Here is a 23,442-nt window from a genome sequence, read left to right on the forward strand (position 1 = left end):
GGGTGTCGTGAGCTACCCGACCAGCAGGTCCTCCTTCAGCTCCTTGAGCTCCTGCCGGTCGAGGCCGAGGCCCTTCCGCAGGTACGCGCGGAAGGAGCCGTACTCCTCCTCGACCTCCGCGAAGCTCGCGTTGAGGTAGGCGGGGCGGACGTCGAGGAGCGGCTTGTAGACGGCGGCCTGCGGGGCCGGGAGGTGGGAGAGGATCGCCTCGTTGGCGGCGGCCCGGTAGGTGTTGCTGGCCAGGTAGTCCGCCATGACCGTCTCCTCGGGGACGCCGAGGGCGGTGAGCAGGGCCGCGTTCGACCAGCCCGTGCGGTCCTTGCCCGCGGTGCAGTGGAAGAGGACGCCCCGGCGGTCGTCGTCGGCGATGCCGTCGAGGACGGCCGTGTAGGCGGTACGGGCGGTGTCGCCGCTCACCATGAAGCGGTTGCCCTCGACCATCATCGCCTCGGCCTCGGCGGGGCTCTTCGGCATCGAGGTGAAGGTGCCGCTGCCCGCGAGGACGTCGGCGACGACGTGGGTCGCGCCGGCCGGGACCCGGTCGGGGGCGGTGCTCCGCTCGGACTCCATGCGCAGGTCGAAGACGGTGCGGACGCCGAGGCGCTTCAGCTTGGCGAGGTCGGCGTCGGTGAGCTTGTCCAGGGAGTCGGAGCGGTAGACCTCGCCCATCTTCACCCAGTGGCCGTCGCGTGTGCGGTAGCCGCCCGCGTCACGGAAGTTGACCGTGCCCTGGAGGCGTATCAGCCGGTCGGCGAGGTGCAGCGGCGTGCCCCGGTCGGGGACGAGGTCGAACCAGCGGCGGTCGGCGGCGGCCAGGCCGGAGACGGTGACGGAGCCGGTGGCGCCGCCGCGGGCGACGGTCCGGCCGCCGGTGCGGACCGTGACGCCGTGGGTGCCGGGGGCGGACCACGTGACGGTGTAGGTGCCGCCGGTGTTCTCGGTGACGGTCGCGGAGGCGAAGGGGATCCGCCGGTCCGACCGGGAGTGCGGGTGCGCGGAGGCGGCGGGCGCGGTGATGCCGAGGAGCAGCGCGGCGGCGAGGGCCGCGGTCGAGAGGGCCTTGACTCGTGTCACGGGGTTCATGCCGCGGATGGTTCAAGTCGCAACCGAACCTCGGGTGAACTGCGGTCAAAAGTGGACTGAAGGGCGTCGGATCACATAACGTTCCGGCCCCTGAACACGCCTACCCGGTCGATTACAGTGCGGCAAGGAACCGTCAGCGAACCGCCGACCGGGGGAGGGCACGTCGTGGCCACGACAGCCGCAGCCGTGTGGGGCCGTGCCGAACAGCAGGACTTCCGGGCCCGCGTACGGGGCTGTCTCCTCGGTGGAGCCGTCGGCGACGCGCTGGGCGCCGGGGCCGACGGACTGACCCTCGCCCAGGTGCGGGAGGCCCACGGACCTGACGGACTGACGGAGCCCGTGCCCGCGTACGGCCGGCGGGGCGCCGTCACCGCCGCCACCCAGATGAGCCTGTTCACCGTCGACGGCCTCGTCCGCGCCCAGGTCCGCCGCGACACCGGCGCCTGGCACCCGCCGACCGACGTCCACCGGGCCCATCTCCGCTGGGCCGCGACGCAGCGCGACTGGGGCCCCGACGAGCGCCGCAAGGACAACGGCTGGCTCGCCCGCGAGGAGTGGCTCTACGCCCGCCGCAACCCGCCCCGCGCCTGCCTCACCGGCCTCGGCGACGAGCTGCTCGGCACCCTCGACAAGCCCAAGAACCCGCAGGCGGCCGACTCCGGCGCGCTCGTCCGCTCGGCCCCCTTCGGGCTCCTCGTCGGCTGGGAGCCGCAGCTGGTCTGCCAGCTCGCGGTGGAGTGCGCGGCGCAGACGCACGGCGCCCCGGAGGCCACCCTCGCGGCGGGCGCCTTCGCCGTCACGGTCCACGGGCTCGCGCGCGGCGGCTCCGTCGAGGCGGCGGTGGCCCGGGCGGTGGAGCAGCTCGCGGAGCGCCCCGGCCACGAGCCGGTCACCGAGGCCCTCACCGGGGCCCTCGGAGCCGTACGGGAAGGGGCGCCGGACGCGGAGCGGGTGGCCGGTCTCGGGGCGGACGAGGACCGGGCCGAGGGGCAGTTGGCGGCGGCCGTCTACTGCGCGCTGGTCGGCGAGGACGTCCGGCACGGGCTGCGGCTCGCCGTGAACCACGACGGGCCCTCGTCGGTCACGGGGGCGCTCACCGGCGCGCTGCTCGGCGCCCTGCACGGCGAGACGGCCCTCCCGCCGGCCTGGCTGGCCGAACTGGAGGGCCGTGCGACGGTCCTCGAACTGGCCGACGACTTCTCGATGGAGATGACCCAGGGCGCCGCCCTCCACTCCGCGACCGAGGCCTCCCCGGGCTGGCTGGCGCGTTACCCGCGGGGTTGATCGGCGGTCCGCCCGGGCCCGCCCTGCGCGGGTACGGAGGCGGCCCCGGCGCTCCCGTCCTCGTCCCCGTCCGGGTCCGTGCCGATCCGGTCCAGGAGGGCGTCCCGCTCCGGGGTGTCCTCCGGGCGGAGGAAGCCGATGAGGACGTACAGGACGAGGGAGGTGGCGAGCGGCGAGACGATCTGGATCTGGAGCTCGATGCCGTCGAGGCCGTAGTTGGTGAGCCAGAAGACGAAGAGCCCGGCCGCCCAGGAGACGAGGGCCGCAGTCGGGCCCGACTTCCGGAAGGCCTTCAGGAGACCCAGCATGAAGGGGATGGCGATCGGGCCCATCAGGCCGGCCACCCACTTGATGACGACGGTGATGATGTCCTTGAAGGTGGGGGAGTTGACCTGGGTGGCGACCGCCATCGACAGGGCGAGGAAGGCGATCGTCGACCAGCGCGCGGCGATCAGCCCGGCCCGCTGCGTCCAGCTCCGCGCGGCCTTGCTGAGGACGGGGGCGATGTCCCGGGTGAAGACGGCCGCGATGGCGTTGGCGTCGGAGGAGCACATGGCCATCGTGTGCGAGAAGAAGCCGACGACGACCAGGCCGAGCAGTCCGTGCGGCAGCAGTTGCTCGGTCATTAGGGCGTAACTGTCGGAGGCGTCGGGCTTCTTCGGGTCGACGAGCAGCGGCGCGACCCACATGGGGAAGAAGAGGACGAGCGGCCAGACGAACCACAGGACGGCGGAGAGCCGGCCGGAGCGGGTGGCCTCGCGGGCGTTGGGGGTGGCCATGTAGCGCTGGGCCTGGTTCCACATGCCGCCGCTGTACTCGAAGGTCTTGATGAAGAGGTACGCGAGGAGGAAGGTCAGGGTGTACGGGCCGGCGGTGGGCGAGGTGTGCCCCTGGAGCTCGGGCCGGTCCCAGACGTCCCACAGCGCGCTGAACCCGCCGAGCTTGGCGAGGACGGCGACGAGCATGGCGATGCCGGCGAAGAACTGGATGACGAACTGGCCGAGTTCGGTGAGCGCGTCGGCCCACAGGCCGCCGACCGTGCAGTAGATGCCGGTGATGACGCCGGTGATGAGGATGCCCTGGTTGAGGGAGATCCCGGTGAAGACGGAGAGCAGGGTGGCGATGGCGGCCCACTTGGCGCCGACGTCGACGATCTTCAGGAGGAGGCCCGACCAGGCGAGGGCCTGCTGGGTGGGGAGGTTGTACCGGTTCTTCAGGTACTCCAGCGGGGAGGCGACGTGGAGCCGCGAGCGGAGCCGGTTGAGGCGGGGCGCGAAGAGGTGGGCGCCGATCGCGATGCCGATGGCGATGGGGAAGGACCAGGTGACGTACGAGGTGACGCCGTAGGTGTACGCGATGCCGGCGTACCCGGTGAACATCACGGCGCTGTAGCCGGACATGTGGTGCGAGATGCCGGAGAGCCACCAGGGCATCTTGCCGCCGGCGGTGAAGAAGTCGGAGACGTTGTCCACGCGCTTGTGGGACCAGACGCCGATCGCGACCATCACGCCGAAGTAGCCGATGAGCACGGCCCAGTCGAGACTGTTCATTGAGCCCCCTCCAAGGGGTCCGGTCCGCCTTGTGAACGCCGTTCATGGTGTGGCGAGTTACAAGGCAGGGACAAGGCAATGGAGGGTCAAGGGACAGTAAAACCGTTCTGTTTACTGACCCTTGTTCACATCTATGAATTTATGGAGGGGGCTCCGGAGCAGACTCCGGCCGGTGTCAGCGCATCAGCTCCCCGGCGTTGACCAGCAGCGACTGCCCCGTGATGGCCCGCGCCCGGTCCGAGGCGAGGAAGGCCGCGGCCTCCGCCACGTCCCCGTCCGTCGCCAGCTCCGGAAGCGCCATCCGCTCGGTGAGCCGGGCGAGGACCTCCGCCTCCGGTACGCCCTCGGAGTCCGCGGCGAACCGCACGTACGCCTGGACCGGCGGCCCCCACATCCAGCCCGGCAGCACGGTGTTGACCCGGATCCGGTGCGGCCCCAGCTCGTGCGCGAGGGAGTACATCGCCGAGGTCAGCGCCCCCTTCGAGGCCGCGTACGCCGCCTGCCGCACCTGCGTGGGGGCGGCGATCGCCGACTGCGTACCGATCAGGACCACCGAACCGCCGCGCTCCTTGAGGGCGGGGAGGCAGGCCCGGGTCATCCGCAGCGTGCCGAGGAGGTTGACGTCCAGGACCGCCTGCCAGGTCGCGAAGTCGGCGTCCTCCAGGCCTCCGAAGTAGGAGTCCCAGGCGGCGACGTGGACGACCGCGTCGACCCCGCCGAAGCGCTCGACCGCGATTCCGGCGAGCGCCGCGCACTGCTCCTCGTCGGTGATGTCCGTGACCCGGTAGGCGGTACGACGCCCCTCCGGGTCGATCTCGGCGGCGGACTTGGCGAGGTTCGCCTCGGTGCGGGCGCCGAGGACCGCGTTGCCGCCGTCCCGCACCACCGTCTCGGCGATCCGGTGCCCGAGCCCGGCCCCGACACCCGACACGACGACCGTCTTCCCCTGGAGCAGCATCCGGACCCTCCTCGACCCTGGCGAAGCATCTGACGGTCCGTCAGAGTAGGTCTCCGTCACCGACTTGGGAAGGGATGCGCGAGTGAGCGACACGAACGATGCGAGCGGGACGAGCAGTACGAGCGATACGGGCGGAACGGGTAGTACGAGCAGCACGGGCAGCGCGGGCAGCACGGGCAGCGCGAGCGACACGTATGCGGAGCTGGCCGCCGTCGGCCCGTACGGCGTGCGCCCCGGCCACGCCCTGATCACCATGGTCGAACCGCACGCGGGCCACGAGTACGCGTACAACCGCTGGTACGAGGACGACCACTACTACGCGGGCGCCATGGCCATGCCCTGGATGTACGCGGGCCGCCGCTGGGTCGCCACCCGCGAGCTCCAGGAGCTGCGGCGCCCGGAGAAGTCCGCCGTCGCCCGGCCCGTCACCGCGGGCTGCTACCTCTCCACGTACTGGATCACCGACGGCCGCTACGACGAGCACATGAAGTGGACCGTCGCCATCAACAAGCGCCTCAACCGCGACGCCCGCGTCCACCAGGACCGCACGCACGTCTTCACGGCCTTCCAGGACCACGAGGCGACCGTGTACCGCGACGGGGCGGGCGGCCCGCGCGACTTCCACGCCCTCGACCACCCCTACGCCGGCCTGATCCTCCAGGTCGTCGACACCGAGGGACCCGAGGCGCGGGCGGAACTCCTCGACGGGCTGCGCTCACGCGAGCTGCCCCGGCGGCTCGCGGGCTCACCGGCGGCGATGGTGACGGTCTTCCGTCCGACCCCACTGCCCGGCGACCGCATGACGTACGTGAAGCAGGTCGAGGGCGTCGACACCCGGCTGACCCTGCTCTGGTTCCTGGAACGGGACCCGAGGGAGTGCTGGGCGGACCACTTCGCGGACCTGGAGACCCTCGGGGCGACCGCCGGCGGCCGGGTGGAGCTGGTGGCCCCGTTCATCCCCACGATCCCGGGCACGGACCGGTACGTGGACGAACTGCGCTGACAGGGAAGGGGAAAGGGAAGGGGAAGGGAGGAGAAAAGGGCTGAGCCCCCTCGGCCAGGACGGCGGACCGGTCGAGAGGGCTCTTCGGGTACTGCGGGTCGTGCGGGTACTGCGGGTCGTGCGGGTACTTCGCGTCCTGCGGTGCTTCGGATGAAGACGGGCGCATCGGGGCTCAGAGGGCCCCGATGCTCACCTCGCCGACGAACGCGTTCCACGAACCCGGTCCGAAAGAGAGGGACGGGCCTTCGGGAGCCTTGGAGTCACGCACCGCGATGGCGGCCACGACGGGGGACTTCACCTCGACGCAGGCGCCGTTCCCGCCGGAGTACGAAGACTTCGTCCACACGTCCGTTGCACCCTGAAAAATCGCCATTATGCTCAACTCCCGGTCAGCCAGTGGGGGTGTCTTGCCGACGTTCTTGCCGACGTGATCGACGTTACTTGCCGACTCCGCCCGGCGGGACCGGCGTTCACCCGACCGGGTGGCATATTCCAACTGCGCTTCCATGGGAGCGATCACGCGGTGTACGGTGCCTGACCCGCCCGCCCGTGACCCGTCCGGGCTCAGCCCTGGGCGTGCTTCTTGGCCATCTTCGCGATGAACTCACGGGTCTGGTCGACGTTCAGCGCCTGCGCCCTGAGGTGCTCGTACATGACGCTGTACTTGCCGACGTCCTGGGCCTTCTCCAGGTACAGGTCGCTCGTCACGCCCTCGATGTAGACGACGCTGGAGTCGGACGTGTCCGGGAACTCCAGGATCGAGTACTGGCCGCTGATCCCGGGATGCGCGCCCATCTCGAAGGGGATCACCTGCACGGTGACGTGCGGCAGGTGCGACTGCTCGATGAGGTGCTCCAGCTGCTGCACCATCAACTGCCTGCTGCCGACGATCCGGTGCAGGGCGCCCTCGTCGATGACCGCCCACAGGCGCAGCGGACGCTCCTCGTCCCGGATCCGCTCCTGACGGCGGGTGCGGACCGTGACGCGCTTGTCGATGTCCGCCGGCGTCGACTCCGGCATCGCGCCGGAGATCACGGCCTCCGCGTACGCGGGGGTCTGCAGCAGCCCGGGGATGATCTGCGACTCGTACATCCGCAGGCTCTCGGCGTCCGTCTCCAGGCCGATGTAGACGCTGTACGGGATGTCGCCGAAGGCGTGCCACCAGCCCTGCTGGCGCGAGTCCTTCGCCATCTGCATCAGCGAGTCGACCATGCGCTCGTCCTCGACCTCGTACACCCCGCAGAGGTCGCGCACGTCGCGCTGGCTGATGGAGCGACGGCCGTTCTCCAGGCGGCTGATCTTGGACTGGGAGACGAGAAGGCGCTCGGCGACCTGCTCGGCCGTCATGTTCTTCGCTTCTCGGAGCTTGCGCAGCTCCTGGCCCAATCGGCGTCGCCTGACGGTGGGGTTGACGTTGGACGCCACGGAAACTGCACCTCCGGCTGCTGTCTGCCTGCGTAGCTGTGAGTATCTACTGCTTGGCAGACTGCCACCAAAGGTCCGGTGTGCGCTGGGAAACCGGCACAACGTACGTGTGCGGGGCGGTCGTCACGACCGCCCCGCACACCTGTGCGGCTCCCGGAAGGGTTCCTTTGTGGTTCCTTGCGCGTCGGCTCAGTGAGCCGCCGCGCGGGCCATGCTGCCGCGGGGCTGCGCCGGTACGCCCGCGGCGGGCGCACGGCGCGGCTGTGCCGCCGCACCGTTCTGGACGTCCATGACGGCGTGCGCCACGAGACCGCCCATCGGGTCGTGCCGGATCAGATCGCGCAGCCGGGACCGCGACGAACGTCCTTCATTGCCGGGGTACAGGTGCTTCCCGAGACCGACCGCGTGGGCCAGTGCGGCAAGCGCCGCGGTCCGCGGGTCCGGCGGTACGCCGGTGCGGATCGCATTGTCCAGCCGGGAACGGATCTCCCTGCTGATCGCCGTCTCCGTCGCCTGGTAGCGAGTCGTCGGCAACACCCCGCACATCTGGGTCTCCACGGCATGCACCATGCCGCATCGCTCCAGATGCGAGAGATACGTCTGACGGAGCCCCAGTCGGGGTCCGCCGATCCAGTGGACGGCCCGAACCGGGCTGCCGCGCCTGCGCAGCAGCTCCAGCGCGGAGTCCAGTGTCGGATCTCCGGTCGGCCGTGGCATCACCACGGCGATACGATCCCCGTCAGGGGCTATCCGGCCTGCCAGCGCCAGCTCTACTAGCTGTGCTCCGGCCAGACCGAGGTCGAGCGACTGCGGCTGCGCTGTGGTACCCGTGGTCGGGTCCAGAGCGAGCAGTAGAAGCTCTTCCGGAATGGTTCTGCGGCTCCTGCCCATCCATGCCTCCCCGCGTGGATGAATGACAGGGTGACCCCTCTCACATTCATCTGTCGAGAGTGCCTGGGTGGTTCATCCGGGAACCAGTAGGTATGTCGTTCTCGTCTAGCACGGGAGCCAAGGGGTTCACACAGGACACTGGTAGACGGTTCGGACGTACGCATGACGCATGGAGGAGGCACGGTGGCGGGCGAGTCCCCCGACAAGTCGGAGCAGCAGGGGTCGTCGGAGGAGACGGCGGCCTCGGGCGGCGGCGGCCGGGATCCTCGGCTTTCCGCCCTCCGCGAGTCAAATTCCGCGTCGTCTTCGTCGCAGTCGTCGTCGCTTTCGTCGTCTTCATCGTCTTCGTCGTCTTCGTCGGTTCAGGTCGATCAGCCGACGGCCGTGTTCAAGACGCTGGCTCCCCGGACGCCGGAGGACGACGCGCCGAAGCCGGCCGCGTCCGCGTCCGCGGACGAGCCCGAGAGCGAGCGGCTGAAGGCGGCTGTGGCGGCGTGGGTCGCGTCGGCGGACGACGAGGACTCCGAGCGCGCTTCCGAGCCGGAGAGCGCCGCCGAGGCCGAGGACGCCGCCGAGAGCGAGGCGGAGCCGGAGCCGGAGTCGGAGGACGGGGCCGAGGTCGAGGCTGAGGCCGAGGCTGAGGTCGAGGCTGAGGCCGAGGAGTCCGACGTGCCGGACGCGGAGGCCGCGGCGGACGAGGCTCCCGCCGACGAGCCCGCCGACGAGCCCGTCGAGGACAAGGCGCCCGCCGCGTCCTGGTTCGCGGCGCGGAAGCCCGGCGAGGCCGAGAAGGCCGAGAAGGCCGCGGAGAAGCCCGCCGCCGAGTCCGAGCCCGCCGCCGAGTCCGAGCCCGAGCCCGAGGGTGAAGGCGAGCCCGCGGCCGATGAGCCCGCCGACGAGCCCGTCGATCAGCCGACCGCCATGTTCAAGATCGTCCGGCCGCCCGTGGCGCCCGCCGTCGATCAGCCGACGACGGCGCTGAAGCTCCCGCCCACCCTGCGCGCGGAGTCCGCGTCCGGGTCCGCGGCCGATTTCGACAGCGAGCGGACGAGCACCTTCCTGCCGCTGCGTGCGGACATCCCCGCCGAGCGGAAGGCCGAGGAGGCCCAGGAGGCCCGGAAGGCTCCGAAGGCCCCGGAGACCCCCAAGGCGCCCGCGCCCGCCCCGAAGGCCGCGACAGGGGCCCCCAAGGCCTTCGCGCCCGCCGCCGACGCCCCCGTACCGCCGGCGTCCCTCGTCGAGGCCGAGCGGACCCGGCAGCAGCCGCTTCCGCCGCTGCCTCCGCTGGACCTGCTCGCGGAGCTCACGAACACTCCGCCGCCGAAGCCGAACGCCCTGCGGACGACCGTGCGCCGGGTGCGGATCTGGACCCCGCTGGTCGTGCTCGTGCTGATCGTCTTTGCGATCGTGCAGATGGTCCGGCCGCTGCCCGCGCCCGCTCTGACCCTCTCCGCCGCGCCGACGTTCACCTTCGAGGGCGGCGAGCTGAAGATGCCGTGGCCCACCGAGGGCCAGGGCGCCGTCGAGGTCGAGGGCGTCGGTTCCATGGGCACGTACGGGGCGCAGAAGCCGGCCCCGATCGCGAGCGTCACGAAGACGATGACGGCGTACGTGATCCTCCGCGACCACCCGCTCAAGGGGAGCCAGAAGGGCCCCGAGATCGAGATCGACCAGAAGGCCGCCGATCAGGGCAAGGCGGCGCACGAGTCGACGGCGGCGGTCCAGAAGGGCCAGACGTACACGGAGAAGGAGCTCCTGGAGCTCCTCATGATCCCGTCCGCGAACAACGTGGCCCGGCTGCTCGCGCGCTGGGACGCCGGTTCGGAGGCCGCGTTCGTCGAGAAGATGAACGCCGCCGCGAAGGACCTGGGCATGACCCAGTCCACGTACACCGACCCGTCCGGTCTGCTCGACAGCACCGTGTCGACCCCGCAGGACCAGCTGAAGCTGGCGAAGGCGGTCATGCAGTACGACGTGTTCCGCGAGATCGTGAACATGCCGAACGTGACGGTGGACGGCATCCCCGGCCGGATCGAGAACAACAACAACATCCTGCTCCAGCCGGGGGTGAGCGGCATCAAGACCGGCTCCTCCACCCCGGCCGGCGGCAACCTGCTGTGGTCGGCGAACACCGTCGTGGACGGCGAGACCCGCCGCGTCCTGGGCATCGTGATGGGCGCGAAGGACGCGGACCAGCTCGGCGAGAAGCTCCAGCTCGCCATCGACAACAGCCTGAAGCTGATCCAGCAGGCCCAGAAGGACGTCACCTCCGCCGCCGTGGTCCGCAAGGGCCAGGTGATGGGGTACATCGACGACGGGCTCGGCGGCCGGACGCCGGTCGTGGCCACCAAGGAGCTCAAGGCCATCGGCTGGCCGGGCCTCCAGGTGAAGCTGACGCTCACGGACGGCGGCAAGGCCGTCCCGCACGCCGGCAAGGCGGGCGACATCGTCGGCCAGGTGTCCATCGGTACGGGTGTGGGCAAGGTCAGCTCGCCGGTCGCCCTCCAGGCGGACCTGGTCGAGCCGGGCTTCGACAAGAAGCTGACGCGCGTCGGCTGAGCCGGCGCCGGCCCGGCCGCTGCTGCCGCCGCGGCGGCAGCCACCGGCTGGGCGGCCACCGCCCTGGCCACCTGCCCGGGCCACCCGCCCCGCCACCCGCTCGGCCGGGTGCCCCGGACCTCCGGGGCACCCGGCTGTTAGCGTTTCCGGGGGACGAGAAGCGAGACGGTACGGGCAAGCACGGGAAAGGGCAGCAGTGACCACCGCTGAGCCGACACGCGCGGACCGCGCCGACCACGCCGACGGCGAGGACCACACGGATGAAGCCGACCGAGCAGCAGACCGCACCGATTCCCTTCCCGAATCGGCGGCCTCTTCCCTTTCGCGAATAGTGCTTCCGTCCCAGCGGCCCGCCCCGGAGCCCCCGGCGTCTCCGGCCCGCCCCCAGCCCGCCGCACACCAGACGCCGACCCCGTCGACCGCTCCGACTCCGTCGACCGCTCCGACCCCGCCGACTCCGCTGACCCGGTCGACCCCGTTCTGGCGGCGGAAGCGCCGCTACACGGTCATGGCGGCCACCGGCGTCGCGGCCGTCACCCACATCCTCTGGTTCTTCTTCTTCGCGAACAGCGGCGGCGACCTGGCCGCGCAGGACGCGTGGGCCGAGTTCGTCGGACGGCACCCGGACTCCGCGTACAACCTTGCCTGGTACGGCGGGATGCACCCGGTCTCGTACAGCGTCGTCTCGCCGTACCTGATGTCGCTGCTCGGCGTCCGCAGCACGATGATGGTCGCCGGGACGCTGTCGGCCGCGCTGACCGCGCTGATCCTGGTGCGGGTGCCCGCCGTCCGCAACCCCATGGCCTGCTCGCTCGCGGGTGTCTTCGCCTTCCTCTGCAACGCCATGTCGGGGCGGGTCACCTTCGGCCTCGGCATGATGTTCGCGCTCGGCGCGGTCGCCGCCGTCTTCTGCTGGCCGCACCGCTGGCGCCGCAAACGCTGGGCCAAGGCGGCGGTCGCCGCCCCCCTCGCCGGTCTCGCGACCGCGTGCAGCCCGGTCGCCGGGCTGTTCCTGGGGGTCGCGGCGGCGGCGCTCTTCCTCAACAAGCGGCGCCCCGGCGCGTACGCCCTCGGCCTCGCGCCGGTCGCGGTGGTCGCGCTCTCCTCCTGGCTCTTCCCCTTCTCCGGTACGCAGCCGATGGCCTTCGGCTCGACGGCGCTGCCCCTCCTCTTCGGGGTCCTGGTCTTCGTCCTGGTCCCGGGGGACTGGCGGACGGTCCGCACCGCCGCGGCCGTCTACACGGTCGGCACGCTCCTGACCTGGCTGATCGACTCCCAGATCGGCTCGAACATCTCGCGGCTCCCGATGCTCTTCGCGGGCGTCGTGCTGCTCGCGGCCCTGCCGTACACGGCGCCGCGCTCGCGCCGCTGGTACGCGCTCGTGCTCGCCTTCGCCGGGCTCAACTTCTGGATCGGCTTCAAGGGCGTCGACGACGTCATCCGCACCGCGCCGGACGCGTCCTGGGCGCGCGAGCTCGCCCCGCTGGTCAACCAGCTCCAGGTGCGGGACGCGGGCAAGGCGCGGGTCGAGGTCGTGCCGGCCTCCAGCCACCGCGAGTCCTCCGCGCTCAGCCCGTACATCAACCTGGCGAGGGGCTGGAACCGCCAGGCCGACATGGAGCGCAACCCGCTCTTCTACGACGACACGCTCAACGCCGTGAACTACCAGGACTGGCTCGACCGCTGGGCCGTCCACTACGTGGTCCTGCCCACCGGCGCCCCCGACTCGGGCGCGGAGCAGGAGGCGGAACTGGTCGGCGAGGGCCTGTCGTACCTGAAGCAGGTCTGGTCGGACGAGAACTGGCGGCTGTACGAGGTCGAGAACCCGACGCCGCTCGCGGACGCTCCCGCGCAGGTGATCAGCGCGGAGGAGAACGAGGTCGTGATCCGGGTGGGCAGCCCCGGCCGGGTCCAGATCCGCGTCCCGTACTCGCCGTGGCTCGCGCTCATGGACGAGAACGGCGGCAAGATCGAGGCGCCGCAGGAGACCGAGGCCTCGAAGGCGGCCCGCGAGGAGTCGGAGACGGAGCTCCCGAAGGCCTTCGCCAACGAGGAGGGCTGCCTGTTCAAGGCGGAGGCCGACGCGGAGGGCGACGAGTGGACCGAACTGGTCGCCCCGAAGGCGGGCGTCTACCGCCTGGGAGCCCCGTACAAGCTCTCCCGGGGCACGCCCTGCCCGGAGGAACTCCGCTGAGGCGCCCAGGGCCTTTCCGGCGGTTCATGGCCGGGGTCGGCCCGGATGGCCGGGGCCGGCCCGGATCCGCGGGACAGGCGCTGTCGGGGCAGGCCCTGGCGGGACAGGCGTTGGTGGGACAAGCCCTGGTGGGACAAGCCCTGGTGGGACAAGCCCTGGCGGGACAGGCCCTGGCGGGCCGTCACGGGCGCCGGTAGCCGGCGAGCAGCCGTCGCATGCCGAAGGCGTGCCCGCCGCTGCCGATGACGAGCAGCCGGTAGACCCGCCCTGCCGGCCCGGGGAACACGGCCCGCGTCTCGGCCGTCAGCCGCGACCGCCCTTCCCCGAGCTCCTGGAGCCGGAAGACCAGGCTGTACGTGGAGAACCGGTGACGGCCCTCAAGGGCCAGCTCCCGCCCCGGTACGACCCTGACGGCGCGGAACCCGGGGTACCGCGAGCCCTCGGCGAGCGGCCGCGGCCCGGCCGGCTCGCGGGGGTCGGCGCGGACGAGCCGGGCGTACCGGGCTCCGGCCTCCCGCGACAGTGACCTCTCCAGGCCGTCGAGGAGCCTGCGCCACAGTTCCTCGACCCCGGCGTCCACGTCCACGGCGTGCTCGTCGACGTACGGAAGCGTGCTCATGCCGTCACCCTATGGGCCGCCCTCGGGGCGGAGGCGGGGTCGCCCGCTCGGTCCCGCTGCGGGATCTGCCGGACCCACCAGGTCGCGAACCATCCTATTTCGGGCAAAGATGTCGAATCGTGGACCGGCTGTCGTCGAACCTTCTGGAGGGCAGGGATGTCCGAGCTCATCGTCATCGGATACGACGATCCCGACGTGGCCGAGAAGGCGTTCGGCACCGTGCAGGAGCTGCAACGCGACTACGTCGTGCACCTGAACGGGCTCGCGATCGTCTCCGTCGACGCCGACGGCAGGACCCACGTCGACACGACGAGCCGCATCGTCGGCGTCTCCGCCGCCTCGGGCGCCCTGTGGGGAGCGATCTTCGGGATCCTGTTCCTGCTGCCCGGCGTCGGGCTCCTGACCGGTGCGGCACTCGGCGGCCTGGTCGGCAAGCTCAGCAAGTCCGGTGTGGACGAACGGTTCCGCGAGCAGGTGCGGGATCTGCTGAAGCCGGGCTCGGCGGCGGTCGTGATCATGGCTTCGAAGATCACGGACGACAAGTTCACCGCGGCGATGCAGCCGCACGGCGGCACGGTCCTGAAGACGTCGCTCAGCGACGAGGACGAGAAGGAACTGGCCGAGCAGCTCGCCGGCCCCCAGTAGCGACCGCGTAGCCCCCCGCCCGTAGCCCCCTCGTAGCCCGCCCCTCGTCGCACCCGCCCATAGCCCCCTCGTCGCACCGAACCCCTCGCCGTACCCCGCGTCACGGCCCCGGGATCCCGGGGATTCCCACGAAAGGTTCCTTCATGCACCCCGCGCTCGACTCCGACGCCCTGGCCGAGCTGCGCCGGCCCCGCCCCTACCCGGCCGTGTCGGTCGTGATGCCGACCCACCGCCGTGAGCCGGACAACGCCCAGGACCCCGTACGGCTGCGGAACCTCCTGGCCAAGGCGGCGAAGGCCGTCCAGGACGACCCGGGCGTGACGCGGGAGCGGCGCGCGGACGTGCTGGAGCAACTGGAGCGGGCCGCCGCCGAGATCGACCTCGTCCACGCCGAGGACGGCCTGGTGATCTACGCGGCCCCCGGAGAGCACCAGGTGTGGTCGGTCGCCCGAACGGTCCCCGAGCGGGTGGTCGTCGCCGACACCTTCCTCACCCGCAACCTCGTCGCGGCCCAGGCCGCCGAACGGCCGTACTGGGCACTGACCCTGGCGGCGGACCGGGTGTCGCTGTGGAGCGGCGGGCCGGAACGGGCCGTCGAGCACACGGCGGACGGCTTCCCGCTGACGCGGAGCCTGGAGGACCCGGACGCGGAGCGCAAGGAACAGGTCGGCGACCTCCCGAGCACCTTCCGCGACGAGGACGCGCGCACCTTCTACCGCGACGCGCACGAGGCCCTGCGGACCGTCCTCGCCGCCGAGCCCCGCCCGCTGTACGTGCTCGGGGAGCCGCCCGCGGTCTCCCTCCTGGAGGAGACCGGATCCCTGCCGCTGGGCACGACGTCCCTCCACCAGGGCGGCCTGGGGCGCGGGCCCGAGGCGGCCGTGCGCAAGGCCGTGGCCCCCCTGCTCGCCGCCCACGAGGCGGCCCTGACGGCCACCGTCGTGGCCGAGCTGGACGCGGCACAGGGCCGACGGGAGTACGCCGGCGGTCTCGACGAGGTGTGGAAGGCCGTGAAGGAGGGCCGGATCCGTCTGCTGGCCGTCGAGGAGCACTACCGCACCGCCGTCCGCGACGCCGGCGACCACCTCGAACCCGCGGACGCCTCCGACCCCGGCTCCCGGGACGACATCGTGGACGAGATCGTCGAACAGGCCCTGGAGACCGGCGCCGAGGTGAGGTTCGTACGCGACGACACCCTGGCCGGCAACGGCCGCGTCGCAGCCGTACTGCGCTACTGACCGCGACGGGACCACCAGGCCTCACCCAACCCAACGCAACCCAACCCACCCCAACGCAACGCAACGCGATCAGGACCCGACCCCACCCATCACGCCGGAGGAACCCACCGTGAACCCGTCATCGTCCCGCGGGAGGCGACCGCTCCGCGTCCGGGCCGCCGGCGCCGCCGTGGCCGTCGTCGTCACCGCCCTCGGCGCGGCCGCCCTCGTGTCCTGCGACTCGGGCGGTGACGACACCGGCGGCCCGACGTTCAGCGAACGCCCCACGGCGCCCGACACGGCCTCCTTCTCCGGTGAGCATCCCTCCTCCGTCGCCTCGGCGGCGAAGTCGGCGGTCGCGTCCGTGCAGGCGTCGGCGTCGTCCGCCGCGGCCTCGGCCTCCGCGCGGGAGGCCGAGCGCAAGGCGTCGATCGGAGCCGAGGTCGAACGCTCCCGGCAGGCGGCCCAGGACGCGCTCAAGGGCGTCGAGGGCAGCGGGAACGCCCTGAGCGAGGTCGGGATGACCGGCAAGCCCCGGGCCGACACGGGCGGCCTGCTCACCGTCGTCGTCACCATCACCAACAACACGGACGCGACGGCGTCCTACGCGGCCCAGGTCGACTTCCTCGACCCCTCGGGCAAGGTCGTCGAGACGCAGTTCGTCGGAGCCGAGGACCTTCCGCCGGGCGAGCGGAAACAGCCCCTGGCCATCAGTCGGCAGCCGGCCGACACACCGCTGACGCCGAGGCTCACCAAGGCGCAGCGGTACTGAACGCAGAGACCCAGGAGGAGAACCGCATGTCCGAACTCATCGTCATCGGCTACGACGACCACGCGGTCGCGGCCAAGGCCTTCAAGGCGGTCCAGAAGCTGCGTGACGACCACGCCGTCGAACTCAAGGGTCTCGCCGTCGTCAGGGTGGACGCGGACGGCGAGACCCATGTGGACACCCCCAAGAAGTCCGAGGAGGTCGCGCTCTCGGCCACCGCCGGCGCCCTGTGGGGGCTGGTTCTCGGCATGGTCATCCTCACCCCGGGGATCGGTGTGGTGGGTGCCGCGGTCGGGGGCCTCATCGGCAAGCTGAGCCAGATGGGCGTCGACAACGGCTTCCGCAACAAGGTGAAGGAGCTGCTGGAGCCCGGCTCGGCGGCCGTCGTGATCATGGCCTCCCGGATCACCGAGGACCGGTTCGCCGAGGCCATGGAGCCCTTCGGCGGCACCGTCCTCAAGACCACGCTCCCGGAGGACCGCGAGCGGGAGCTCGCCGAACAGCTCACCGGTTCCGGCTCCGACACCGAGACGGCGGGGTGACCCGGAGCCGTACGGCCGTACGCACCACCGCTCGACTCGGAACGGACGCCCGCAACCCGCGGGCGTCCGTTCCGGCGGTCTTCCGGCGTCTTCCGGCGTCCGTTCCGGCGTCCGATCCGGATCAGAAGTCGACCGCGTCGCGGATCAGCGGGCAGGTCATGCAGTGGCCGCCGCCCCGCCCGCGGCCGAGTTCGGCGCCGACGATGGTGATGACCTCCACGCCCGCCTTGCGCAGCAGGGTGTTGGTCTGGGTGTTGCGGTCGTAGGTGAAGACGACGCCGGGTTCGAGGGCGACGGCGTTGTTGCCGCTGTCCCACTGCTGGCGTTCGGAGGCGTACACGTCGCCACCGGTCTCGATCACCCGGAGCCCGGGCAGCCCGAGGCCCTTGGCGACGACGTCGACGAAGGGGGTGGTGCCCTCGTCGATGATCTCCACGCCCGGCGCCTTGTCGCTCGGGCGCAGGGAGAACGTGCGAACGGCGTCCATGATCGTCGGGTAGAGCGTGACGATGTCGCGGTCGGCGAAGGTGAAGACGGTGTCGAGGTGCATGGCCGAGCGCAGCTTCGGCATGCCGGCGACGATCACGTGCTGGGCCGCCCCGTTCGCGAACAGGGAGGCGGCGACCTGGGTGATGGCCTGGCGTGAGGTGCGTTCGCTCATGCCCATGAGGACGACTCCGTTGCCGACGGGCATGATGTCGCCGCCTTCGAAGGTGGCCTGGCCCCAGTCCTGTTCGGGGTCCCCCCACCAGACGGTCGAGCCCTTGAAGTCGGGGTGGAAGGCGTAGACGGCCTTCATGAGGAGGGTCTCGCCGTGCCGGGCGGGCCAGTACAGCGGGTTCAGGGTGACGCCGCCGTAGAGCCAGCAGGTGGTGTCGCGGGTGTAGAGCGTGTTCGGCAGCGGCGGCATGAGGTACTCGCGGGCCCCCACGCCCTCCCGGGCCAGCGACACGTACCCGGAGCGGAACTCGTCGGGCAGGTCGGCGGTGGACAGTCCGCCGATGAGGAACTCGGCCAGCTCGCGTGGGGGGAGGGAGTCGAGGAAGGCCCGGGTGTCGTCGACCAGACCGAGGCCGACCTCGTTGGGGACGATCTTCCGGTCGAGGAGCCACGCCCTGGCCTCGGGGAGGGCCATGGTCTCGGCGAGCAGCTGGTGCAGCTCGACGACGTCGACACCGCGCTGGGTGAGCTTGTTGACGAAGTCGGCGTGGTCGCGCTGGGCGTTCTCCACCCACATGACGTCGTCGAAGAGCAGGTCGTCGGAGTTGGTCGGGGTCAGCCGCCGGTGCGCGAGGCCGGGGGAGCAGACCAGGACCTTGCGGAGCCGCCCCACCTCGGAGTGGACGCCGAGCGCGGACGGGGCGGTGCGGGAATCGGTGGGGGTGGTCATGGTCAGCCTTTCCGATGGAGCGTCGGACGTGTCTTCTCGGAGGGGGCCGGAGGTTCCCGGCGGGGGGTCAGAGCTCGATCCAGCCGACGGCGAGGGCGACGACGCCGATCACCGCCCCGATGACGGAGACGGCGCAGATGACGGCCTCGCCGGGGGAGAACAGGCGCCGGTTCTGCTCGCGCCTGGCCTTGATGAACAGGAAGGTGGCCGGGGCGTAGAGGATGAACGAGACGAGGACGAACTTGAGGCCGGCCGCGTACAGGAGGAAGGCGGTGTAGAGGGTGGCGAGGGCGCCGACGACCAGTTCGCGCCGGGTGCTTCGCCCCGCGACGTTCTCCGCCCCGGGCCTCCGCGCGATCTTCACGGCGAACGCGGCGGCCAGGAGGAACGGGATCAGGCTCAGGGCGCTCGTCAGGTCCAGCGCGAAGTTGAAGGCGTCGTCGGAGAAGGCCGTGACGATCAGTACGACCTGGCTGAGCGCCGTCGTCATCAGCAGCGCCGGGACCGGGACGTCGTCGCCGCTGGAGCGGCCCAGGAAACGGGGCATGTCCTCGTCCTTGGCGGCGACGAACAGCACCTCGGCGGCCATCAGCGTCCAGGCGAGATAGGCGCCGAGGACGGAGATGATGAGGCCGACGCTGACGAAGACCTTGCCCCAGGTGCCGACCGCCGCCTCCAGGACGCCCGCCATGGACGGCTGGCGGAGCTCGGCGATCTCGCTCATCGGCAGGATGCCGTACGACACGATCGTCACCGAGGCGAAGACCGCGAACACGCTGACGAAGCCCAGGAGGGTGGCCCGCCCGACGTCCTCGCGGCGCTTGGCGTGCCGCGAGTACACGCTCGCGCCCTCGACGCCGAGGAAGACGAAGACGGTGGCGAGCATCGTGCCCCGGACCTGGTTGAACAGCGAGCCCGCGTAGTCGGCGCCCGCGAAGTTGTCGGCGAAGACGGACGGATCCAGGTAGACGAGCGCCAGGACGATGAAGACGAGGATGGGGACGACCTTGGCGACGGTCACGATCCTGTTGATCGCGGCCGCCTCCTTCACCCCGCGGCGGATGAGGAGGAAGAACCCCCACAGCCCCGCGGAGGACAGGACGATGGCGAGGGCGGTGTCGCCGTCGCCGAGCGCCGGGGCGATCGCCCCGATCGTCGACATGATCAGGACCCAGTAGGTCACGTTGCCGACGCAGGCGCTGGCCCAGTAGCCGAAGGCCGAGAAGAAGCCGAGGTACTCGCCGAAACCCGCCTTCGCGTACGCGTAGACGCCGGCGTCGAGGTCCGGCCGCCGCACCGCGAGGGTCTGGAAGACGAAGGCGAGCATCAGCATGCCGAGGCCGGCGACCGTCCAGGCGATCAGCGCGCCGGCGACGCCCGTCTCCTGGGCGAACCGCCGGGGCAGCGAGAAGACACCGGCCCCGACCATGGAGCCGACCACCATGGCGGTGAGCGTCAGCAGGGTGAGCTTGGCCGTCGGCGGTGTTCCACCGGAGGCGGTCTCGGTATCGGTGTCCGCACGGGTCATGGGGTGTCCTCGTAGACGGGGCCGGTGCCGGTGCGACAGCGGCTGGGGCCTGGGCGGCACATGCCCAGCAGCCAGGACCGGCCGACACCTCAAGGAAGCGGCCGACCGGACGCCTCGACCGCCCATTGCCACGAAAATCTAATCCGAATGCCCCGCTTTGTCCTGATAAACACGAGCCCGTACGCCACCAGGACCCCCCACTGGCACCCCCGCCCGGCTGCTGCGCCCACCCCGAACGCCAAAGGGCACCCCTCGACATCGAGAGGTGCCCTGTGCGCTTGTGCCCCCGGCAGGATTCGAACCTGCGACACCCGCTTTAGGAGAGCGGTGCTCTATCCCCTGAGCTACGAAGGCGTGGCGTGCTTGCCGCCGCCAGTGTAGCGGGTGGTGTGCTTGGCGCACGGTGGAGACCTTCATGGCAGCTAGTGGACTTGCACGTTGGTGAGCGGGGATGCGCTGGACCCGGTCGGCGGGGCTGGTCGAGCATGGAACGCGTGGTGGGGCGGGGCGCGTGTCAGGTGTTCGTGCGCCGGGAGCTGGGACTAGGGCGGTGGGTCCATGGGGCGTCATGACGTGTCGACGGCCGGTGGGACGGCGGCGGTCGGGGTTCGGCAGATCCGGGAGATGAACGACGAGGCGGCGCTGTCGGCGCTGCTTCGGCGAGGGCGGGCCACCGCGGGGGAGCTGAGTTCCGAGCTCGGGCTGTCCCGGCCCACGTCCTACGCGCTGCTGTCCCGGCTCGAAGCCGCGGGGCTGGTCGTCGAGACCGGGCGTCGCGGGGGGAGGACCGGGCCCCGCGCGAAGGTGTACGAGGTCGCCCCGGGGCTGAACCAGATCGTGGGGATCGAGCTCTCCTCGACGCGGATCACCGTGGCTGTTGCGGATCTCGTCGATCTTGTGGAATGTGCGGGCCGGCCTCTGGCCACTGCTTCCTGGCCGCTCCTTGAGCGCGAGCCCGAGGCCGTGGCGCGGTTGGCCGGAGCCCTTGTGCGGCGGTTGAGCGGGGCCCTTCCCGCCGGGGGGCGCGCGGTGCGGCACGCCGTCGTCGGGCTTGAGGCCGTTCTGGATCCGGAGACGAACGCCGTGACCTCGGCGGTGGTGCCCGTGTGGGAGAAGCCCCGCTTCCGGGAGCTGCTCGCCAGGGAGCTGCGTTCCGAGGTGACGTTCGCCCGGGGTACTGAGCTGGCCGCGATCGCGGAGAACACCGAGGGCGTCGCGCGGGGCGCCGGCTCCTGTGTGCTGTTCACGGCGGGGGAGCGGGTCGGTGTGGCCGTGTCCGTGGACGGGGTCGTGCGCCGGGGGGCCCGGGGGCGTGCCGGGGATGTGGGGCGCGTTCCGCTCTTCTCGGCCGGTGAGCTGTCGCGGCGGTACGGGGCCGGGGTCGCGGCCGTCCTCGCGCCCGTGGTGGTGGTCCTCGATCCCGAGATCGTGGTGCTGGCAGGGCCGCTCTGCGCGGCCGGCGGCGAGGTCCTGCGCGGCGAGGTCGAGCGGGACCTCCGGGGCCTCCTGCCCTCCGTGCCGCGCGTGCTGCTGTCCCGGCTCGGTGATCAGGCCGTGCTCCGTGGCGCCCTCCACGTGGGACGGCGCCATGCCCGGGAGTCCGTCTACGAGACCGCTCGCGTGTACGCGCTGTCGTCGGGGCGATGACCGGCGCGGCACTCCCTCAGCGGCGCTTTCGGCCGCCCCGGCCTCGGGCGCCCTGCGTGCGGCCGCCGTGGGTTCTGGCGCCGGGCGGGGGGTTGCGGGCCATGTAGAGCTCCACCCAGTCCTGCGGATCGAGTTGCTTGACGAGCGCGCCGGCCGGGACCTGGGCGCGGCGCAGCCAGTGGCTCGTCGAGCCGCGGGCCGCCTTGCGGAGCGCCGTGCCGATGTCGGCGTGGCCCGTGTCGTACACCGCCGCGACGAAGTCCTGGTAGGTGCGCCGCTCCCGCCAGTCGATCTCCCATTCCTCCCGGGGGATCACGAACAGCGTGGACGTGTCCGCCCGGGGGACCGGCTGGAAGGCCTGGCGGGGGAAGGCCCGGCCCTCGTGGAAGGTGTACCAGGGCCACCACTGGGCGTTGAAGGAGTTGCCCCCGTACCGGCCGACGCGCTTCGAGACGTACTCCTGCTGCATGAGGAAGACGGCTTCGAGGAGGGAGTACGGGCTGAACTCGAGGCATCGGCGCAGGATGTCGGTGCCGGTGCCGAAGGGGAGGTTGCCGATGGCCACGAAGGGGTCCTCGTGGGGTTCCCATTCGAGGAAGTCCCCGCACTGCACGTCGACGTTGGGGAGGCGTAACGCCTGGAGCTTCTCGTGCCAGTGCTCGTCGATCTCTACGGCGACCACGGGATGGCCCAGGCGGGACAGGGAGGTCGTGATGCGGCCGGAGCCGGGGCCGATCTCGACGACGCACCGGGCGTCCTCGGGGTACGTCAGCTGCTCGGCGAAGGCGCCGGCGTCGGACGGGCTGCGGAAGAAGTTCTGGCTGAACACCCTTCGCCGTGTCCCGGGATCGGGGTCCGGCGCGATCCCCTCGGGTTCCGGGCGCGAACTCCCCCGCTGCGGATGGAGAGTTCCGGAGACGTTCGGCCGGTCGGCCTTACGCGTCGACTTGTTGGGCATCCCTGAGTTCCAGCCTTATGTCCGTGCTGATGTCCGTGCTGAGGTGTGTGCTTGGCGCGCGGCGTTCGTTATTTCTGGGCGTCCGGCTGGCGGGCCGCGGGGTCCAACGCGCCCGTGCTGGCGGCCAGATATCCGCCTTGGAACCTGCTGTTCGCCCCCATGCCCTGGAGGAGTTCGGCTATGTGGCGGCGGCAGGTGCGTACGGAGACGCCGATGCGGCGCGCGATCAACTCGTCCTTGTTGCCCTCGATGAGCATCTGGAGGATCGTCCGCTTGGTGTCGTCGAGGTCGTCGGCGAGCGGTTCGGTGAAGGGGTCGGCGCCGTGCCATAACTGGTCGAAGACACTGCAGAGGAACTCGACGATCGACGGTTCCCTGGTGAGCACCGCACCGTCCTTGCCGGTGTGCGCCGGAATGAAGGCCGCTTCGCGATCGAAAATGATCATGCGTCCGAAGAGTTCGCCCACGGTCCTGACCTCGCCGCCGATTTCCTCGATGGTGGAGACGTACTGCTGGGTGGGAAAGCTGAATCGCGCGGTGTGCTGATAAAGGACGCGCATGCGGACGCCCCGTGCCAGCATGGCGCGGTCGCGCTCCACGGCTTCCTTGAGGATGTGGGAAGGCCGGCCACCTCCCGGCTGGATGGTCATGACCTCCTTCTTGCACTGCGCGGCCATCCGGGAGAGCACGGAGACGACGGTCGGAGCGTCGTCGAGAATGTCCACGGCCTCGCGGGGGCGGCGCAGTTGCCGCCTTTCGAAATACAGCGGTAAGAGGGAGGAGAGGTCCGAACGGATCTGCTCGGCCGCTTCCTTGTAGCTGCGGATCTCGGCTTCCAGCGGGGTGATCAGCTGGGCGACGGCCGCCTCCGGACTCACGGGGACCAGTCGGCTGTCCACGCTGCCGATGGGGCGGAGAAGATGGAGGGAGAGGAGTTTCCGCAGCGTCTGTTCGACCTGTGCGCGAGGCAGTCCGGTCATCTCCGGGACGGCTTCGGGGTCGAGGTAGCCGTGATCCAGGGCGAGCTGGTAAACCACGGTGCAGAATTTGTCGAGCTGTGGAACGGGACGTTCGCGGTCGGACATCCATCCCCCCTGATTTCGAGTCTTCGCCAGATTGGGAACCGGTTTCAGGTGGGTGCGTCGGACGCGCTGGAAGCTCCGACCCTGGCCGAGCCTCG

General features: G+C 71.2%; 20 protein-coding genes and 1 tRNA gene. 9 read left to right on the forward strand and 12 right to left on the reverse strand.

All coding sequences use genetic code 11. The features are described from left to right. Nucleotides 1-12: 12 nt before the first annotated feature. Nucleotides 13-1,083 (reverse strand): tyrosine-protein phosphatase, encoded by a 1,071-nt coding sequence (locus ACZ6K0_RS32340; RefSeq protein WP_469233173.1) that lies wholly within the window; start codon nt 1,081-1,083, stop codon nt 13-15. 165 nt (nt 1,084-1,248) lie between these two features. On the opposite strand from ACZ6K0_RS32340, the gene ACZ6K0_RS32345 reads away from it, so the two are divergent. After that, nucleotides 1,249-2,367 carry an ADP-ribosylglycohydrolase family protein gene (locus ACZ6K0_RS32345; RefSeq protein ID WP_469233175.1) on the forward strand — a complete coding sequence of 373 codons (1,119 nt, stop codon included), beginning with the start codon at nt 1,249-1,251 and terminating at the stop codon, nt 2,365-2,367. On the opposite strand, the gene ACZ6K0_RS32350 is transcribed toward ACZ6K0_RS32345, so the two are convergent. Continuing rightward, the gene (locus ACZ6K0_RS32350; RefSeq protein WP_469233177.1) at nt 2,352-3,917 is read right to left on the reverse strand and encodes a sodium:solute symporter family protein; all 1,566 of its coding nucleotides are present in this window, start codon (nt 3,915-3,917) and stop codon (nt 2,352-2,354) included. The two genes, ACZ6K0_RS32345 and ACZ6K0_RS32350, sit on opposite strands and share 16 nt — an antisense overlap. 175 nt (nt 3,918-4,092) lie before the next feature. Continuing rightward, on the reverse strand, nt 4,093-4,875 hold the full coding sequence (locus ACZ6K0_RS32355) for an SDR family oxidoreductase (RefSeq protein ID WP_376402988.1): 783 nt from the start codon (nt 4,873-4,875) through the stop codon (nt 4,093-4,095). 202 nt (nt 4,876-5,077) lie between these two features. Here ACZ6K0_RS32355 and ACZ6K0_RS32360 point away from each other — a divergent pair, with 202 nt between their 5' ends. Continuing rightward, nucleotides 5,078-5,878: a hypothetical protein gene (locus ACZ6K0_RS32360; RefSeq protein WP_469233473.1), complete on the forward strand. Its 801-nt coding sequence runs from the start codon at nt 5,078-5,080 to the stop codon at nt 5,876-5,878. Between the two features lie 172 nt (nt 5,879-6,050). Here ACZ6K0_RS32360 and ACZ6K0_RS32365 read toward each other — a convergent pair whose 3' ends face one another. From ACZ6K0_RS32365 to ACZ6K0_RS32375, 3 genes are all read right to left on the reverse strand, one after another. Further along, the gene (locus tag ACZ6K0_RS32365; protein ID WP_469233474.1) at nt 6,051-6,251 is read right to left on the reverse strand and encodes a DUF397 domain-containing protein; all 201 of its coding nucleotides are present in this window, start codon (nt 6,249-6,251) and stop codon (nt 6,051-6,053) included. A 191-nt stretch (nt 6,252-6,442) separates the two neighbouring features. Next, nucleotides 6,443-7,303, reverse strand: coding sequence for a helix-turn-helix domain-containing protein (locus ACZ6K0_RS32370; protein WP_376402985.1), 861 nt, complete (start codon nt 7,301-7,303; stop codon nt 6,443-6,445). 189 nt (nt 7,304-7,492) lie between these two features. After that, the gene (locus ACZ6K0_RS32375) at nt 7,493-8,194 is read right to left on the reverse strand and encodes a GOLPH3/VPS74 family protein (RefSeq protein WP_376402982.1); all 702 of its coding nucleotides are present in this window, start codon (nt 8,192-8,194) and stop codon (nt 7,493-7,495) included. A 183-nt stretch (nt 8,195-8,377) separates the two neighbouring features. Between ACZ6K0_RS32375 and ACZ6K0_RS32380 the strand changes: the two genes are divergently transcribed. Next, nucleotides 8,378-10,753 carry a D-alanyl-D-alanine carboxypeptidase family protein gene (locus ACZ6K0_RS32380; RefSeq protein ID WP_469233179.1) on the forward strand — a complete coding sequence of 792 codons (2,376 nt, stop codon included), beginning with the start codon at nt 8,378-8,380 and terminating at the stop codon, nt 10,751-10,753. Nucleotides 10,754-11,261: 508 nt separating this feature from the next. Then, nucleotides 11,262-12,947 carry an MFS transporter gene (locus ACZ6K0_RS32385; RefSeq protein ID WP_376402979.1) on the forward strand — a complete coding sequence of 562 codons (1,686 nt, stop codon included), beginning with the start codon at nt 11,262-11,264 and terminating at the stop codon, nt 12,945-12,947. A 181-nt stretch (nt 12,948-13,128) separates the two neighbouring features. Here ACZ6K0_RS32385 and ACZ6K0_RS32390 read toward each other — a convergent pair whose 3' ends face one another. After that, nucleotides 13,129-13,566 (reverse strand): hypothetical protein, encoded by a 438-nt coding sequence (locus tag ACZ6K0_RS32390; RefSeq protein ID WP_469233181.1) that lies wholly within the window; start codon nt 13,564-13,566, stop codon nt 13,129-13,131. A gap of 156 nt (nt 13,567-13,722) precedes the next feature. Between ACZ6K0_RS32390 and ACZ6K0_RS32395 the strand changes: the two genes are divergently transcribed. From ACZ6K0_RS32395 to ACZ6K0_RS32410, 4 genes are all read left to right on the forward strand, one after another. Next, complete coding sequence (locus tag ACZ6K0_RS32395) at nt 13,723-14,211, forward strand: DUF1269 domain-containing protein (protein WP_376402973.1); 489 nt, start codon at nt 13,723-13,725, stop codon at nt 14,209-14,211. 143 nt (nt 14,212-14,354) lie between these two features. Next, on the forward strand, nt 14,355-15,449 hold the full coding sequence (locus tag ACZ6K0_RS32400) for a baeRF3 domain-containing protein (RefSeq protein WP_376402970.1): 1,095 nt from the start codon (nt 14,355-14,357) through the stop codon (nt 15,447-15,449). A 109-nt stretch (nt 15,450-15,558) separates the two neighbouring features. After that, nucleotides 15,559-16,200: an FxLYD domain-containing protein gene (locus tag ACZ6K0_RS32405; protein WP_376402967.1), complete on the forward strand. Its 642-nt coding sequence runs from the start codon at nt 15,559-15,561 to the stop codon at nt 16,198-16,200. Between the two features lie 26 nt (nt 16,201-16,226). Beyond that, a complete protein-coding gene (locus tag ACZ6K0_RS32410) occupies nt 16,227-16,739 on the forward strand; it encodes a DUF1269 domain-containing protein (protein ID WP_469233184.1) in 513 nt (170 codons plus the stop codon). Between the two features lie 121 nt (nt 16,740-16,860). Here ACZ6K0_RS32410 and ACZ6K0_RS32415 read toward each other — a convergent pair whose 3' ends face one another. From ACZ6K0_RS32415 to ACZ6K0_RS32425, 3 genes are all read right to left on the reverse strand, one after another. Next, nucleotides 16,861-18,129, reverse strand: a complete 1,269-nt coding sequence (locus tag ACZ6K0_RS32415; RefSeq protein ID WP_469233186.1) for an arginine deiminase — start codon at nt 18,127-18,129, stop codon at nt 16,861-16,863. A 67-nt stretch (nt 18,130-18,196) separates the two neighbouring features. Continuing rightward, nucleotides 18,197-19,657 carry a basic amino acid/polyamine antiporter gene (locus tag ACZ6K0_RS32420; RefSeq protein ID WP_376402958.1) on the reverse strand — a complete coding sequence of 487 codons (1,461 nt, stop codon included), beginning with the start codon at nt 19,655-19,657 and terminating at the stop codon, nt 18,197-18,199. A gap of 281 nt (nt 19,658-19,938) precedes the next feature. Beyond that, nucleotides 19,939-20,011, reverse strand: a tRNA-Arg gene (locus ACZ6K0_RS32425). Between the two features lie 204 nt (nt 20,012-20,215). Here ACZ6K0_RS32425 and ACZ6K0_RS32430 point away from each other — a divergent pair. Beyond that, entirely contained in the window at nt 20,216-21,304 is a 1,089-nt protein-coding gene (locus tag ACZ6K0_RS32430; protein WP_469233188.1) for an ROK family transcriptional regulator, read from the forward strand. Nucleotides 21,305-21,320: 16 nt separating this feature from the next. On the opposite strand, the gene erm is transcribed toward ACZ6K0_RS32430, so the two are convergent. After that, the gene (erm, locus tag ACZ6K0_RS32435) at nt 21,321-22,133 is read right to left on the reverse strand and encodes a 23S ribosomal RNA methyltransferase Erm (RefSeq protein ID WP_469233190.1); all 813 of its coding nucleotides are present in this window, start codon (nt 22,131-22,133) and stop codon (nt 21,321-21,323) included. A 197-nt stretch (nt 22,134-22,330) separates the two neighbouring features. Further along, nucleotides 22,331-23,347, reverse strand: a complete 1,017-nt coding sequence (locus ACZ6K0_RS32440; protein WP_376402949.1) for a LuxR C-terminal-related transcriptional regulator — start codon at nt 23,345-23,347, stop codon at nt 22,331-22,333. Nucleotides 23,348-23,442 lie beyond the last annotated feature (95 nt).

It is taken from the genome of Streptomyces sp. NPDC042346 (assembly GCF_055581845.1).